This is a genomic window from Sodalis sp. dw_96 (assembly GCF_018449575.1).
In the GTDB taxonomy this organism is placed as follows: Bacteria; Pseudomonadota; Gammaproteobacteria; order Enterobacterales; family Enterobacteriaceae; genus Acerihabitans.
In genome coordinates, this window is sequence record NZ_JAAVUT010000005.1 from 57,818 (window position 1) to 71,745 (window position 13,928).

The 13,928-nt window shown below is 57.4% G+C and carries 16 protein-coding genes; 4 read left to right on the top strand and 12 right to left on the bottom strand.

Going from position 1 to position 13,928, the window contains the following annotated elements; genetic code table 11:
• Nucleotides 1–115: 115 nt before the first annotated feature.
• From flgJ to flgB, 9 genes are all read right to left on the bottom strand, one after another.
• Nucleotides 116–1,114, bottom strand: coding sequence for a flagellar assembly peptidoglycan hydrolase FlgJ (gene flgJ / locus HB631_RS09960; protein ID WP_213991001.1), 999 nt, complete (start codon nucleotides 1,112–1,114; stop codon nucleotides 116–118).
• On the bottom strand, nucleotides 1,114–2,169 hold the full coding sequence (locus HB631_RS09965; protein ID WP_255556923.1) for a flagellar basal body P-ring protein FlgI: 1,056 nt from the start codon (nucleotides 2,167–2,169) through the stop codon (nucleotides 1,114–1,116). The genes flgJ and HB631_RS09965 overlap by 1 nt, the downstream gene beginning before the upstream one ends.
• An 85-nt stretch (nucleotides 2,170–2,254) precedes the next feature.
• Nucleotides 2,255–2,917, bottom strand: a complete 663-nt coding sequence (locus HB631_RS09970) for a flagellar basal body L-ring protein FlgH (RefSeq protein WP_213991208.1) — start codon at nucleotides 2,915–2,917, stop codon at nucleotides 2,255–2,257.
• A 267-nt stretch (nucleotides 2,918–3,184) separates the two neighbouring features.
• Nucleotides 3,185–3,967, bottom strand: a complete 783-nt coding sequence (gene flgG / locus HB631_RS09975) for a flagellar basal-body rod protein FlgG (protein ID WP_213991003.1) — start codon at nucleotides 3,965–3,967, stop codon at nucleotides 3,185–3,187.
• A 21-nt stretch (nucleotides 3,968–3,988) separates the two neighbouring features.
• Entirely contained in the window at nucleotides 3,989–4,747 is a 759-nt protein-coding gene (locus HB631_RS09980; RefSeq protein WP_213991004.1) for a flagellar basal body rod protein FlgF, read from the bottom strand.
• A gap of 19 nt (nucleotides 4,748–4,766) precedes the next feature.
• Nucleotides 4,767–5,999, bottom strand: coding sequence for a flagellar hook protein FlgE (gene flgE, locus HB631_RS09985; RefSeq protein WP_213991005.1), 1,233 nt, complete (start codon nucleotides 5,997–5,999; stop codon nucleotides 4,767–4,769).
• Between the two features lie 62 nt (nucleotides 6,000–6,061).
• Nucleotides 6,062–6,739, bottom strand: a complete 678-nt coding sequence (flgD, locus tag HB631_RS09990) for a flagellar hook assembly protein FlgD (RefSeq protein ID WP_213991006.1) — start codon at nucleotides 6,737–6,739, stop codon at nucleotides 6,062–6,064.
• 12 nt (nucleotides 6,740–6,751) lie between these two features.
• On the bottom strand, nucleotides 6,752–7,156 hold the full coding sequence (flgC, locus tag HB631_RS09995; RefSeq protein ID WP_213991007.1) for a flagellar basal body rod protein FlgC: 405 nt from the start codon (nucleotides 7,154–7,156) through the stop codon (nucleotides 6,752–6,754).
• Between the two features lie 3 nt (nucleotides 7,157–7,159).
• Nucleotides 7,160–7,573 carry a flagellar basal body rod protein FlgB gene (gene flgB, locus HB631_RS10000; RefSeq protein WP_213991008.1) on the bottom strand — a complete coding sequence of 138 codons (414 nt, stop codon included), beginning with the start codon at nucleotides 7,571–7,573 and terminating at the stop codon, nucleotides 7,160–7,162.
• Nucleotides 7,574–7,780: 207 nt separating this feature from the next.
• On the opposite strand from flgB, the gene flgA reads away from it, so the two are divergent.
• The 3 genes from flgA (at nucleotide 7,781) to flgN (ending at nucleotide 9,442) form a co-directional block, all read left to right on the top strand.
• A complete protein-coding gene (flgA, locus tag HB631_RS10005; RefSeq protein ID WP_345945701.1) occupies nucleotides 7,781–8,548 on the top strand; it encodes a flagellar basal body P-ring formation chaperone FlgA in 768 nt (255 codons plus the stop codon).
• A 135-nt stretch (nucleotides 8,549–8,683) separates the two neighbouring features.
• Complete coding sequence (flgM, locus tag HB631_RS10010) at nucleotides 8,684–8,986, top strand: flagellar biosynthesis anti-sigma factor FlgM (protein WP_213991009.1); 303 nt, start codon at nucleotides 8,684–8,686, stop codon at nucleotides 8,984–8,986.
• A gap of 12 nt (nucleotides 8,987–8,998) precedes the next feature.
• A complete protein-coding gene (gene flgN / locus HB631_RS10015; RefSeq protein WP_213991010.1) occupies nucleotides 8,999–9,442 on the top strand; it encodes a flagellar export chaperone FlgN in 444 nt (147 codons plus the stop codon).
• A gap of 121 nt (nucleotides 9,443–9,563) precedes the next feature.
• Here the strand turns inward: flgN and HB631_RS10020 are convergent, their stop codons facing one another.
• Complete coding sequence (locus tag HB631_RS10020) at nucleotides 9,564–9,896, bottom strand: flagellar protein FlhE (RefSeq protein ID WP_213991011.1); 333 nt, start codon at nucleotides 9,894–9,896, stop codon at nucleotides 9,564–9,566.
• Nucleotides 9,897–10,011: 115 nt separating this feature from the next.
• Here HB631_RS10020 and HB631_RS10025 point away from each other — a divergent pair, with 115 nt between their 5' ends.
• On the top strand, nucleotides 10,012–10,353 hold the full coding sequence (locus HB631_RS10025) for a hypothetical protein (RefSeq protein WP_213991012.1): 342 nt from the start codon (nucleotides 10,012–10,014) through the stop codon (nucleotides 10,351–10,353).
• A gap of 333 nt (nucleotides 10,354–10,686) precedes the next feature.
• Here the strand turns inward: HB631_RS10025 and flhA are convergent, their stop codons facing one another.
• Entirely contained in the window at nucleotides 10,687–12,768 is a 2,082-nt protein-coding gene (flhA, locus tag HB631_RS10030) for a flagellar biosynthesis protein FlhA (protein WP_213991013.1), read from the bottom strand.
• Nucleotide 12,769: 1 nt separating this feature from the next.
• A complete protein-coding gene (gene flhB / locus HB631_RS10035) occupies nucleotides 12,770–13,912 on the bottom strand; it encodes a flagellar biosynthesis protein FlhB (RefSeq protein WP_213991014.1) in 1,143 nt (380 codons plus the stop codon).
• Nucleotides 13,913–13,928: the final 16 nt, after the last annotated feature.

The window sequence follows — 13,928 nt, forward strand, 5'->3', positions numbered from 1 at the left end:
GTCAACCCGCCACACCCTTTTCTGTTATATCGTCCCGGCCAGGCCAAACTTGAGTGTCGGGGAAAAAAATCGTGGCCGACCGGGGCCGCTTGCGGCGATTCCACCGGAACCGGCTTTAAAACAGCCCGCCGATATCGCGGGTATAAGCGGTTGCCGCATGGGCGGCGGCATTTTTCAACTGACTGATAATCTGCACCAGTTTGGCGCCATAGTCCGGATCGGTCGCATAACCCGCCCGCTGCAATGCGTAAGCGGCCGCCTCCGGCTGGACGGCGTTCACCACCTCGCGATAACGGGGATTATCGGTGAGCACATGGACATAATCCTTGATGGCATCAAGGTAGGAGTCGTACACCCGAAAGCGCTGCATGACCTTGGCCGGCTGACCATTTTGATATTCCGTGGTCATCACATCGGTGGTTTTACCATGCCAATCGCCTGAGGCTTTGATGCCGAACAGGTTATAACTGGGCTTGCCGTTGGTGGCGGGAATTTCCCGTCGTCCCCAATCCGATTCCAGCGCCGCCTGGGCCAAAATCAAATGGTGCGGGATACCGCTTTGCTGACTGGCGACCATGGCCGGTATAGTGAGCTTGTTGGTAAAAGCTTGTCCGCCGGGGCTATTATCCCCGGATTGTTCACCCTGCCGGGATTGCCGCTGTCCCTGCTGATAGGAGCCGCCCATCATCGACGAAGGACTATAGGCCACGCTGCCGGCGGCGTGACCATGGAGGATGGTCATATCCATCGGCGTCGGCTTGGCGGCATCCCCGGCGGCGGCGGTAATTCCGGCGTCATCCGGTCCGCTGCCGTTGCGGCTCAGTTGCTTGACCATCATATCCGCCAGCCCCAATCCTTTTGACGACATCTGCTGGGACATTTGCTGATCGTAGAGGCTGGTATAAAGATCCGCCTGACTGCTGTCGGTTAATCCCCCCTTTGGCAGGGCCTCGCGCATGCTCTTGAGCATCATTTGCACGAACAGCCCCTCCACCTGTTTCGCCACGGCCTTGAGCGCCTGCGGCGAAGACTGTGCCGCGGCGGTATGCAGCTTTGCCAATGAATTGGCGTCATAGGCGGCGGAGGTGGGATCGACCGGGTCATTCACCTGCATCAGATGATCTCCAGTGAGGCCTGTAAACACCCGGCGCTGTGCATCGCTTGCAGGATGGACATCAGATCGTTCGGCGTCGCGCCCAAAGCATTCAACGCACGCACCACGCTGCTGAGATTGGCGCTGGATCTGACGTTTTTCAACGAGCCGCCGCCCTGGTTAACCGAAATCTGCGTTTGCTGGGTCACCACCGTTTGTCCTCCCGCCAGCGGCGTATCCGGCTGGCTGACGTTTTGCTGGTTATCCACCACCACCGACAGGGAGCCCTGGGCCACGGCACAGTTTTCCAGCATCACGTTGCGGTTCATCACCACCGACCCGGTGCGTGAATTGACGATGACCTTGGCATCTATTTCACCGATATTGATATCGATATCTTCAATTTGCGAGAGGAAACGCACCTGGCTGCTGTTATTGGCGGGCAGCTGCAATTCAATGGTGCGCGCATCCACCGCCCTGGCCAGGCCCATGCCGCCTTGTCCGTTAATGGTATCGCTGACCCGCTGCGCCAGGCTGAAATTTTCCTGTTTCAATTGCAGCGTAAGCAGGCGGCTGCTGCCGAACGTATTGGGTAATTCCCGTTCGATGACCGCGCCATCGTTGATTCGGCCCCCGGCCAGCTGATTGACCTGTACCCGGCTGCCGCCGGACGATGCCCCAGCCCCGCCCACCAGCAGGTTACCCTGCGCCAGCGCGTAGACCTGGTTATCCGCGCCTTTTAACGGCGTCATCAATAAGGTGCCCCCGCGCAGGCTTTTGGCCGATCCCATGGATGACACCACCACATCGATATTCTGCCCGGCGCGGGCAAAGGCCGGATAATTGGCGGTCACCATCACGGCGGCAACGTTCTTAAGCTGCATATTGGTGCCGGCGGGAACCGTAATGCCCAATTGCGACAGCATATTGGTCAGGCTTTGCGTGGTGAACGGCGTTTGGGTGGTCTGATCGCCGGTGCCGTCCAGACCCACAACCAACCCGTAGCCGATGAGCGGATTCCCCCGCACGCCCTGGATATCCACCAGATCCCTTAGCCGTTCCGCGCCGGCGGGCATCGCCAGCACCGTCAGCGCCAGCAAAATCCCACGGTAGCGCCGGAAAAATATCAAGGTTGAAATCCACATGCTTATCGTTACCTGTTTAAAAAGGCGACCATTTAAGAAAAAAGCGTTGCAGCCAACCCATTTCCTGCGCTTCATTGATATAACCTTTGCCGACATATTCGATACGGGCGTCCGCCACCTGCGTTGACAATACCGAGTTATCGCCGGTGATGGTGCGCGGGTTAACCACGCCCGAGAAACGAATAAACTCCGTGCCCTGATTGATGGCGATTTGTTTCTCGCCCACTACCCGCAGATTGCCGTTGGACATGACCTGGTCAACGGTGACCGTAATCGTGCCGGTAAAGGTATTCTGAGCGGTGGCACCCCCTTTACCGGAGAAGTCATTGGTGCCGTTGGTATTGACATCCGCTTTACCATTACCCACCAGGCCATTCAATGCCGTCGGCGCCGTGGTGACTTTCAGGGTGCCGCTGCCCGCCCGATCGGCGCTGGCGGTTGAACTCTTGCTGGCGCTGACATTTTCCTGCAGGGTGATGGTCAGGATATCGCCGACATTGCGCGGACGGCGGTCTTCAAATAACGGCTGGTAGCCATAGTTCATCGGCTGTACCGATTGAAAGATTGAACCGTTGGCCACCGGCACCGACGCCGGCGCCGGCTGCGCGGAGGTTTGACCCTGCACCAGGGTTTCGTGGTGCGCCCCGCACCCGGCCAAGGTCAGCACAGCCAGCGCCATTAAGGCGCCGGCTGCGGATGAACCGTCACATCGCGCCCGATGCGGCGGCGTGGTGGTGATAATCGTCTCTTTTTGTTTCATAAGGCCCGTTGCGTCCCGATCGGCAGACAAATTTGCCGTAGGCGCACTTATGTTACGGTGTCACTTTATCTTCAAATGATCGCCGTGAATTGATCCAAAACAACCACCGCACTAGCACCGCACTAGCACCGCACTAGCACCGCACTACAGCCAAAGCGCGGTTAGCAATCCCGCGTTATTCAATCATTACATCTGGGTGAGTTTTTCCAGCATATCGTCGGAGGTGGTAATGGCTTTGCTGTTGATTTCATAAGCGCGCTGCACTTGAATCATATCCACCAACTCCTCGGCCACGTTGACATTGGAGGTTTCCACATAACCTTGATAGAGCAAACCCGCGCCGTTTTGGCCGGGATTGGAATCCGTCGGCGCCCCCGAGCTTTGGGTTTCCTGGTAAAGATTTTCACCCAGGCTTTCCAGTCCGGCGTCATTAACAAAGTTGCTTAAGGTCAGCTGACCCACCTGCTGGGCATTGGTTTGCCCCTGAACGGTCACGCTCACCGCCCCGTCGCGAGAGACGGTGATGGTTTGGGCATTGGCCGGAATAGTGATGGCCGGCTGAATGGTATAGCCGCTGGAGGTCACCAATTGTCCGTTGGCATCCACTTGAAACGATCCGTCGCGGGTATAGGCCGAGGTACCGTCCGGCAGTAACACCTGGAAAAAACCCTGGCCGTTGATGGCCAGATCCTTGGACTCGGACGTCTGTTGCAGGTTTCCCTGGCTGAACAGCCGCTCGGTGGAAACCGGCCTGACCCCGGTGCCCAATTGCAGGCCGGAGGGCAGCGTGGTTTGGTCGGAGGACTGCGCTCCGGGTTGACGCACGGTCTGGTACAGCAAGTCTTCGAACACCGCCCGCTGGGCCTTGAATCCGTTGGTGCTAACGTTAGCCAGGTTATTGGAAATAACATCCATGTTGGTCTGCTGCGCGTCCAGACCGGTTTTGGAAATCCATAATGAACGGATCATCCGTTAATACTCCCGAGTAATTTAACTGCTCACCGATAACAGTTGGTTGGCTTTATCCGCGTTGTCATCAGCGTCGGAAATCACCTTCATTTGCATTTCAAAGCGTCGCGCGGTGCCAATCATGTCCACCAGCGCTTCGGCGGTATTCACATTGCTGCCTTCCAGCACTCCCGGCATCACCTTGACGGTGTTATCCGCCGGCAAGGCTTGACCCACCTGCGCCGCGGCGGCGGGGGTCAAATGAAACAAACCGTCGTCGCCGCGCACCAATTGGCCGTCATTGGGTTTGACCAGCTTCAGTTGCCCCACCTCTTCGACGGTATTGGGTTGATCCCCGGCCCCCAGCGCCGACACCGTGCCGTCGGCCGCCATGGTGATGGACGCCTGGGTAGGCACCACCAGCGGTCCGTTTTGCCCCACGACCGGATAACCCTGGATCAGCAACTGGCCGGTATTGTCCTCTTGGATATTGCCGTTGCGGGTATAGGCTTCCTGTCCATTGGGCAGTTGCACCGCCAGCCAGCCTTGATCCTGCACCGCAACATCCAGCGCGCGCGCGGTGTAGTCCAGCGGCCCCGGCGTCGTCAGCGTGCCGGGGGTGGAGGCCACTACCAGAGTACGCGTCGGCAAGGTCTCTCCCTCGACGGGCACCGCCCGCATGGCCGACAGCTGGGCCTGGAAACCGGTGGTGGAGGCATTCGCCAGGTTGTTACTGATGACTGCCTGCTGTTCAAGAGACTGGCTGGCTCCACCCATTGCGGTATAAATTGCGTGATCCATGGTTAGTCCGTCCGGGCTATCAGCTCATGCTGACGAGAGTCTGCATGATGGTGTCCTGCGCCTTGATGGTCTGCGCATTCGATTGGTAATCACGCTGCGCGACGATCAAATCCACCAGCTCGTTGCTGAGATTGACGTTCGAACCTTCCAGCGCGCCGCTGGTCATGGTGCCGAAATTACCGGTGCCGGCGGTGCCGAGTACCGCCGGGCCCGATGAGGACGTGGCGCTCCAGACGTTATTGCCGTCGGAGGTCAGGCCCTGCGGATTGGCGAAGTTGGCCAACACGATCTGTCCCAGCAATTGGCTCTGACCGTTTGAGTAGGTGCCGGTAATGGTGCCGTCGTCATTAATGGTGTATTTGGTCAAATCGCCGGCGGGATAGCCGGTGGCATTCTGGGCGCTGACGCTGCTGGCGGAGTTGTACTGCTGTTGGCTGCCGGCAAAGTTAAGCGTGAAAGTCGCGGCTGCGGAACCGTCCACGCTGGCCATATTAATGGTGCTGATACCGCCGGTGGTGCTGGTGATCGTGTCCAGCGTACCGTTGGTATTAAATTTCAGGGTGCCGAGATCCTGTACCGGCGTGGGGGTGGTGGGATCGCTGCCGTCCACGGCCTTGACATCCCAGGTATTGTCCGCGGTTTTGGTAAAATACAGGCTGATATTATGCGGATTGCCCAGGCTGTCATAGGTGGTCAACGGCTCGGAGAAACTGTATGTGGAGGAATCCGTGGCGTCGAACGGCGTCGCGGTAGTGTCAATGTCTGCGGAGTCGGAATCCAGATCCAACGCCATGGTGGCGGTGGTGGTGGCGGTGGCCGACATGCCGGTCAGCGGGATACTCAGATTCACCGGCGTGGCGCCCTGTTGAACAGTGGGGGGCGTGCCGCTGACGGGATAACCGGTGACGTTCATGCCGGTGCTGGTGAGCAGGTTGCGATTGTCATCCAGTTGGAAATCGCCGTCGCGGGTATAATACACCGTGCCGCTGGCGTCCACCGCCCGGAAAAATCCGCTGTTGGAAATAGCGACATTCAGCCCGTTATCGGTGGAATTCACCGAGCCGTCGCTGAAATCCTGCGTCACTCCAGTGACCTGCACCCCCAGACCTACCTGGGAACCGGCATAGATATCGGCAAACGAAACGGTACCGGCCTTGAACCCGCTGGTTTCCGAGTTGGCGATGTTATTGCCGATCACATCAAGATTACTGGAGGCGGCGTTTAACCCGCTGACACCTTGTGCAAAACCCATAAGACTCTCCTGTGGTAATAACTGCAGGCATGCCGCGACCGGGCACCCGTGCCGGTTACCGGTTAAATGATTTGGACGATTTTATCGAGGGTGACATTACCCGTCAGACCGAGATTCAATTCCGTTGCGCCGCTGCTGTCGGTGCTTACGCCATACACTTCCGCGTATTCCAGCGGCGTGGTCACTACCGTGCCGCCGCCGGAGGCGGTTGACGTTGCCGAAATGGTGTAATTGCCCGCGGCCACCGCCGTGCCGGAATCGTCGGTACCGTCCCAGGTGTAGCTGTGCGCCCCAGCGCCTACCGCACCGAGCTGCACCGTACGCACCGCTTTGCCGGTGGAATCGCTGATGGTCACGGTGGTATTGGCGGAGGCGGAATCAAGATTGATGCCGAACGGCGTCGTGGAGCTGTCGCTGCCCACCTGAATGGACGTCCCGTCTATCATCACCCCATGCCCCACCAGCGTGTCGGCCTGCAAAGATTGCGAGGTATTGATTTGTCCGGAAATGGAGCCCAGGGTGGTATTCAGGTTTTCAATACCGTTGAGGGTACTGATTTGCGCCAGCTGGCTGGTGAGCTGGGAGTTGTCCATCGGATTGGTGGGATCCTGGTTTTGCATTTGCGCCACCAGCAAGGTCAGAAATTGATTTTGCAAATCCGCGCTGGTATTACCGGTGCTGCTGGTATTGGTAACCTGCGTGTTGTCCACCGGGTCATTAAGACTGACTGAGACACCCATTCTATCCTCCGGTTATTGGCCCAATGTCAGGGTTTTTTGCATTAAGGTTTTTGCGGTATTCAACACTTCTATGTTGGCCTGATAGTTGCGCGACGCCGACATGCTGTTGACCATTTCATCCACCACGTTTACATTCGGCATCCTGACGTAACCGTTGCCGTCCGCCAACGGATTGCCCGGCTCATAGATCAACTTGTCCGCCGCCGGTGATTCCACCACGCCGCTGACCTGTACGCCGCCAATTTCTTGCCCGGCGGGGGCCGCCACCTGGAAAACCACTTCCTTGGCGCGATAAGGCTGGCCGTCCGGTCCGGTGACGCTGTCGGCATTGGCCAGGTTACTGGCGGCCACGTTCATACGCTGCGACTCGGCGGTCAGCGCCGAACCGGAAATATCAAAAATGGAGGTCATACTCATGGCTTATGAATCCTGTAAGACAGCGAGCATGTTTTTAATCTGACCGCCCAATACCGTCAGGCTGGTTTGGTACTGCATGCTGTTGTCGGCAAAGGCGGTTCTTTCCCTGTCCATATCGACGGTATTGCCGTCCAGCGAGGGCTGATCCGGCACGCGATAAAGTAATTGACTGAAAGATTCGCCGGGATCGACGGCCTCAATGTGGCGGGGAGACGTGGTGGTTAACGAAAGGCCGCTCTCACTGTCCCGGCCCTGGCTGATGGCTTTTTTCAATTCGCTGGCGAAATCAATATCCCTCGCCTGATAACCGGGGGTATCGGCATTGGCAATATTGGCGGCGAGGATATCCTGACGCTGGACGCGCAGGTTAAGAGTCTCCTGCTGGAATTGCAGGGCAGCATCGAGTTTATCAAGCATAACTTTTCCGCGAGACAGTGATAATCATTGGATGTCAGCTTAGACGCAACACCCTGTTCCCTATCGTCGGAATAAGCATTAATTGCAGCGCTATTTTCGCCATTGGCCGTAAAAGGAATCAGTACACTGTTATTGCCCGAACACATTGCCACGCTATTTTGTCTACGCGGCAACCATTAGGGGGAAATAACCGATCAGAGGCAAGACGTGAGCGTAATTAAACTTTTTGAACCGGGCGTCAACAGTAACAACCGGCGCTTAATAAGACCGGTGACCCCGGCGATTAATGGCCAAGCTCAACGGCATCGCCCTGCTTCCCTTCGGCGCCGGGGTCTGGCGGCGGTTTGCCTGCTGGTGTTCTCCGGAACCTGCGCGGCGGATACCTTAACCGACCAATTAACCGCGTTTATGCAACGGCAATTTTCCACTCCGCCGGTCTCTTTGGCGGTTGTGGTAAAAACCCCCGCCAAACAGCGACCGGATTGCGAGGCGCCGCAGTTTTCGTTGCCCTCCCGCAATCGTACCTGGGGCAATATCAGTATTGCCATGGTCTGCGATACGCAAAAGCGTTATCTGCAGGCCGAGGTTGAAGTGACCGGTCGTTATCTGGTGGCCGCCCGGCCTATCGCCGGCAGCCAGACCCTGTCGGCGGATGATATCGCCTGGCAAACCGGACGGCTGGATCTGCTCTCTTCGCTGCCGTTAACCGATAAGCTTTGGGCTACCGGCAGCGTCGCGGAAAGAGCCATCGGCAGCGGCCAGCCCCTTACCGCCGCCATGCTGCGGCGGCCTTGGCTGATAAAGATGGGCCAGCCGGTGCAAGTATCGGCCCAGGGGGAGGGATTTGCCATACAAAACACCGGCAAGGCGATGAATAACGCGGCGGTAAACGATCCCTTGCAAGTCCGTATGGATTCAGGCCAGATTGTCAATGGCCGGCTAATGCCCGATGGCAGCGTCCATGTGATGTTATGAACATGTGATGTTATTAATAGATGCTATATTTATTATTGCATGACAACGCTATAAAACATTAAAGCTTTGCCTGCCCAGACCGATAATCCAAGGCAATCCGACAGTATTACAAAACATGGCAATAAGCGAGGCTGTATGAGTATTGATAGTACCCGTCCGATCACCCCGCTGACCCCGATACAGGGTTCAGAAATAGGTACTCTCCAGCCGCAAAAAAACAAAGCGACCGGCAGTACCAATGCCACCGGCGAAGAGACCCAGGTGAATCTCAGCGACGCCCAGAGCAGCTTGCGCCAGTCAAGCAGCCTGGATATCGATAGTGCAAAAGTAGAGAGCCTGAAACAATCCATCCGCAACGGTGAATTAAAAGTCGATACCGGTAAAATCGCCGATGCGCTGATCAGCCAAACGCAAGCGATGCTGAATGACCGGGAATAAATAAGCAAACCCATGAACGAATTGGAAAAACTTTGCAGTCGGATGCTGAGCATCCTGCAACAGCTGGAATTGATTCTGATGGAAGAGCAGCGTTTGCTGAGCGCCGGACAGGTGAACGCCGCCCTGTTGCATCGTGTGACGGAAAATAAAAATGAGCAGCTGGCGACCCTGCAATATGCTGACGGGCTACGCAAACAGGCGGCACAGTCCTTGGGCGCAGGGGAGTCCCCCTACGGCAGCTATCCGGAACTGCATCTTTTGTGGCAGGCGATTACCCAACTGACCGCAAATTTGAATCGCAGCAATACGCGTAACGGCATGTTGTTGAATCAGCACATGCAACAAAACCAGCAAATCATGGCGGTGCTGGAAGAACACCAGGCCCGCCGGCGCCTGTATGGGCCCGACGGACAGTCTCAGGGCGGCCATATTCTCGGCCGCAAGTTCAGCGTGTAGATCAACCCGCTGTTCAGTGTCTAGGGTTTGGCGCGTGGTGTTTGGCGCATACAGCCTAGTGTCCTGTATTCAGCGCGTAGTTCAACATTTATAATCAAGTGCATAGCGCTCAGCGCGGAGCTTAGCGTGGAGCCCCGATGCGATAATTTACCTGTATATGGTAGGTTTTTAACATTACCGGCGGCACGACAGCACCGCCACCCGCCATATTGAGTTCCAGCACCAGCGGATTATCCGCCGGTATACCGGCCAGGGCGTCGCTTCGCCCCGCCAGCCCATCCAGCGGTAAGCATTTACCCGGCATACAAATCATCATGGACACCCCCTGCGGCAACACTCCGTCAGTAGTAATCCGCCAATTGACCGACGTCACCTGCGCACCGGCGGGCAGATGCGTCAGCGGACGCATCTGCGGGCTGCTTTTAACCTGCCCGCGCTGACTCATTATCAGCATATGCCCTTCCGCCGACCATCCCCCGTCCGCGCTGCTCTCTATTGACATGATGCCTTTTGCCCATGAGATCGGATGTCGCTTGGGGGCGGCGGCGGCAGATGGCGGGGAAGATGCCATGGTCGAGGACAAGGTCGATGTCGTGGTCGTGGTCGTGGTCGCGGCGGAGGCCAGAGACGATTCAATGGTCGAGGCCGGAGCCAAGGCCGATTTGGCGGCCCTTGTCGGCGCCAAGGTGACAGGTGAGTTTGCGGTCAAGGCGGAGGCTAAGGTCGACTTGGCGGTCCCGGATGGCAAGGCTGAATGTGATTTTGCGTTCAGGGCATTAGCAACGCTGTTGCCGTTAATCGCCAGGGCCTTGATACCCGGCGGAAGTTGCGGATTAGTCTCCTGCGCCCCGGCCCACGGCGGCAAGAGAGAAAATAATGAGGGAAATAATAAAAGGAAGAGCAGTGAATGATGACATGGCGTTTGACTAAGTTTCATCCCGGAACCCCGGCACAGTCCGGCGTCGGCCAGACAGGGCGTTAGTGAATACATTTTGCGCAGCGGCTCCCGCCCATCTTATGCTGCGGCCCGGCATAGAGGTCACGCGGGCCTGACGTTAGCGAATGCGGCATGCGGTCCGTTGCCGGCCTATCGCTTGCTCCACCCCGGCATGGAGGTCATGCGGACCTGACGTTAGCGAATGCGGCATGCGGTCCGTTGCCGGCCTATCACTTGCTCCCCCCCAGCATGGAGGTCACGCGGGCCTGACGTTAGCGAATGCGGCATGCGGTCCGTTGCCGGCCTATCACTTGCTCCCCCCCAGCATGGAGGTCATGCGGATTTGCCGCTGGTCGCTCACTTCAAGGTTCGACAGTATCGCCAGCTGCGGCAGCGTGCGGCGCAGGAAACGGGCCAACAGCGGACGCAGGCTGTGATTAACCAATAACACCGGCGGCGCGTTGAGGCTTTCCTGTTTCTGCAGCGCCTCCTTGGCCTGGGCCAATACCCGATCCGCCATGCCGGGTTCCAGCCCGCCGCCGCTTTGCAGCGCCTGCAACAATACCCGCTCCAGCGCCAAATCCAGACCGATGACCTGAATTTCGCTCTCTCCGGGGAACCAGCGCTGGGTTATCGCCCGGCCCAGGGCCACCCGAACCACCACGGTTAATTCGGCCGGGTCTTTTTGTATCGGCGCATGTTCCACCAGGGTTTCGATAATGGTACGCATATCGCGGATCGGCACATTCTCCGACAGCAAATTCTGCAACACCTTGTGGAAAATGGTCAGCGTCAAGACGGCGGGAATAAAATCTTCCGTCAGCTTAGGCATCTCTTTCGTCACCCGATCCAGCAGTTGCTGGGTCTCCTGCCGGCCCAACAGTTCGCTGGCATGTAAATTGATCAGATGATTAAGATGGGTGGCCACCACGGTACTGGCTTCCACCACGGTATAACCCTGGGTCTGCGCCACTTCTTTCAGGGCGCTGTCAATCCAGACCGCCGGTAATCCAAAGGCCGGATCCTGGGTTTTATCCCCCGCCAGTTCCCCCACGGCGCCGCCGGGATTAATCGCCATCCAGCGACCGGGATAGGCTTCGCCATGTCCCATCTCAACGCCTTTAAGCAAAATCCGGTAACTGGCGGGCTGTAGCTCCAGATTATCGCGAATATGCACCACCGGCGGCAGATAGCCGGTCTCCTGGGCGAATTTTTTCCGGATACTGCGAATACGGCCCAATAATTCGCCATTTTGCTGAAAATCCACCATGGGGATTAATCGGTAACCCACCTCCATGCCCAGCGGGTCCTCCAATTGAACGTCATTCCAACTGGCTTCCTTGGCTTGACTGTCATCGCGCTTGGCGGGAAGTGCGCCGGCCGCCGGCTCGGCGGTGATTTTACCCCGCAGCCACCAGGCCAGACCCAGCAGCATGGCGGTGAACATCAAAAACACCATGTTAGGCATGCCGGGCACCAGGCCCAACAGTCCCAGAACGCCGGCGCACAACACCATGACTTTCGGGTTATTGAACAATTGGCCGACCATTTGCTGGCCGACATCTTCGTTGGTGCCCACCCGGGTCACAATGACCCCGGCGGCGGTGGAAATCACCAGCGCCGGAATTTGCGCCACCAGTCCGTCGCCAATGGTCAGCAGGGTATAGCTCGCGGCGGCATCACCCAAGGCCATACCGTGCTGAATCATCCCCACCAGCAAACCGCCTATCACGTTAATCACCATGATTAACAAGCCGGCGATGGCGTCGCCGCGGACAAATTTGCTGGCGCCATCCATTGAACCGTAAAAATCCGCTTCCTGCGCCACCTCGCTGCGTCGGCTTTTTGCCTCGGCCTCGGCGATAAGGCCCGCATTGAGATCGGCATCGATGGCCATTTGCTTACCCGGCATACCGTCGAGGACAAACCGCGCGCCCACTTCCGCGATACGCCCCGCCCCTTTGGTGATAACCATAAAGTTAATCACCACCAGGATAATGAATACCACGATACCGATGGCGAAATTACCGCCCACCAAAAAATGGCCGAACGCCTCAATCACTCGCCCGGCCGCCGCGGTGCCGGTATGACCGTGCAGCAGAATGATACGAGTGGAGGCAATATTGAGGGACAGGCGCAATAGGGTGGAAAACAGCAATATGGTGGGGAACGCGGCGAATTCCAGCGTGCGCTTGGTGAACATCGCCACCAGCAGCACCAAAATCGACAGGGCGATATTAAAGGTGAAAAGCAGGTCCAGAACGAAGGGCGGCAAAGGCAGCACCATCATCGACAGGATCATCAAAATCAATACCGGGCCGGCCAATATTTGCCATTGGATGGATTTGACGTCGCTGGGCAGTCGTAATAATGCTATCAGGTAAGCCATGTCACTCTTTCTCGTGGGCAAAATCCAGTGCCGCCGGCACCGGTAAATGTGTCGGTGTTTTCGGAATCAAACCACCTTCGCGACGCCAGCGTTTCACCTGGTAAACCCAGGCCAGCACCTCGGCCACCGCGGCATAAAGCGTCGTCGGGATCGATTGGCCGATATCACAATGCCGATAGAGCGCTCGAGCCAGCGGCGGGGCTTCCAGTGTCGGGATACGGTAATTTTCCCCTAATTCACGGATCCGCAAGGCAATTTCCCCCGCCCCTTTGGCAATGACCCTCGGGGCGCTCATTTTACCGTCTTCATAACGCAGCGCCACGGCATAGTGGGTGGGGTTGGTGACGATAACATCCGCCTTCGGCACATCGCTCATCATGCGCCGGCGTGACAAGGCGCGCTGTTGCTGGCGAATGCGTTGCTTAACATGGGGGTCGCCTTCTTGCTCCTTAAACTCGTCCCGAATGTCCTGACGGCTCATACGCAGCTTTTTATTATGGCTCCAGATTTGCCAGAACACGTCAAACGCCACGATAGGGGTAAGGGACAAGATAATCATCAGCAGGCAAACGGCGATGAGTTCCAACGCATCGCCCATGGCCGTTACCGGCGGCTCCATAACCAGATGCAGCATGCGCGGCCAGTGATACCAGAGATAATATCCGGTCACCCACCCCACCAACAGGGACTTGAGGACGGCTTTGAACAATTCCGATAGGGATTGGGAGGAAAACAGACGCTTTAGGCCCGGCAGCGGATTAAGCTTGGTCAGATCGAATTTAATCGACCCGGGGTTAAACATAATGCCGCCCAGCAGCGTCGGCGCCGCCAATGCCATGATCACCAGGCCGATAAAAACCGGTAGCAGCGCCCATATCGTCTGCTTGAGCAGTGAAACAACCTGGAAAAGAATATTGCGATCGTCGCTGATAATACCGTGATCAAAGCGGAATCCCTGGGCCATCATGGCCGACAGTTGGCGCGCCAGCGCTTCGCCCCCCATCCACAGCACGGCCAGGCCGGTGAGCAGCATCAGTACCGAGGTCATTTCGCGGGAACGGGGAATCTGTCCCTCTTCGCGGGCTTTCTCTAACCGGTGGGCGGTGGGTGCCTCGCTTTTTTCCAGATCGCTATCGTCCGCCATCAATGTTCCCGATCAG

Coding starts and splice junctions, on each gene's coding strand:
- flhB (WP_213991014.1), bottom strand. CDS start 13,912: ATGGCGGACGATAGCGATCTGGAAAAAAGCGAGGCACCCACCGCCCAC.
- flgD (WP_213991006.1), bottom strand. CDS start 6,739: ATGGGTGTCTCAGTCAGTCTTAATGACCCGGTGGACAACACGCAGGTT.
- flgN (WP_213991010.1), top strand. CDS start 8,999: ATGAACGAATTGGAAAAACTTTGCAGTCGGATGCTGAGCATCCTGCAA.
- flgE (WP_213991005.1), bottom strand. CDS start 5,999: ATGGGTTTTGCACAAGGTGTCAGCGGGTTAAACGCCGCCTCCAGTAAT.
- HB631_RS10020 (WP_213991011.1), bottom strand. CDS start 9,896: ATGCTGATAATGAGTCAGCGCGGGCAGGTTAAAAGCAGCCCGCAGATG.
- HB631_RS09980 (WP_213991004.1), bottom strand. CDS start 4,747: ATGGATCACGCAATTTATACCGCAATGGGTGGAGCCAGCCAGTCTCTT.
- flgJ (WP_213991001.1), bottom strand. CDS start 1,114: ATGCAGGTGAATGACCCGGTCGATCCCACCTCCGCCGCCTATGACGCC.
- HB631_RS09970 (WP_213991208.1), bottom strand. CDS start 2,917: ATGGCGCTGGCTGTGCTGACCTTGGCCGGGTGCGGGGCGCACCACGAA.
- flgG (WP_213991003.1), bottom strand. CDS start 3,967: ATGATCCGTTCATTATGGATTTCCAAAACCGGTCTGGACGCGCAGCAG.
- flgB (WP_213991008.1), bottom strand. CDS start 7,573: ATGCTTGATAAACTCGATGCTGCCCTGCAATTCCAGCAGGAGACTCTT.
- flgC (WP_213991007.1), bottom strand. CDS start 7,156: ATGAGTATGACCTCCATTTTTGATATTTCCGGTTCGGCGCTGACCGCC.
- flhA (WP_213991013.1), bottom strand. CDS start 12,768: ATGGCTTACCTGATAGCATTATTACGACTGCCCAGCGACGTCAAATCC.
- flgM (WP_213991009.1), top strand. CDS start 8,684: ATGAGTATTGATAGTACCCGTCCGATCACCCCGCTGACCCCGATACAG.
- HB631_RS09965 (WP_255556923.1), bottom strand. CDS start 2,169: ATGCCCGCCGGCGCGGAACGGCTAAGGGATCTGGTGGATATCCAGGGC.
- HB631_RS10025 (WP_213991012.1), top strand. CDS start 10,012: ATGGTCGAGGACAAGGTCGATGTCGTGGTCGTGGTCGTGGTCGCGGCG.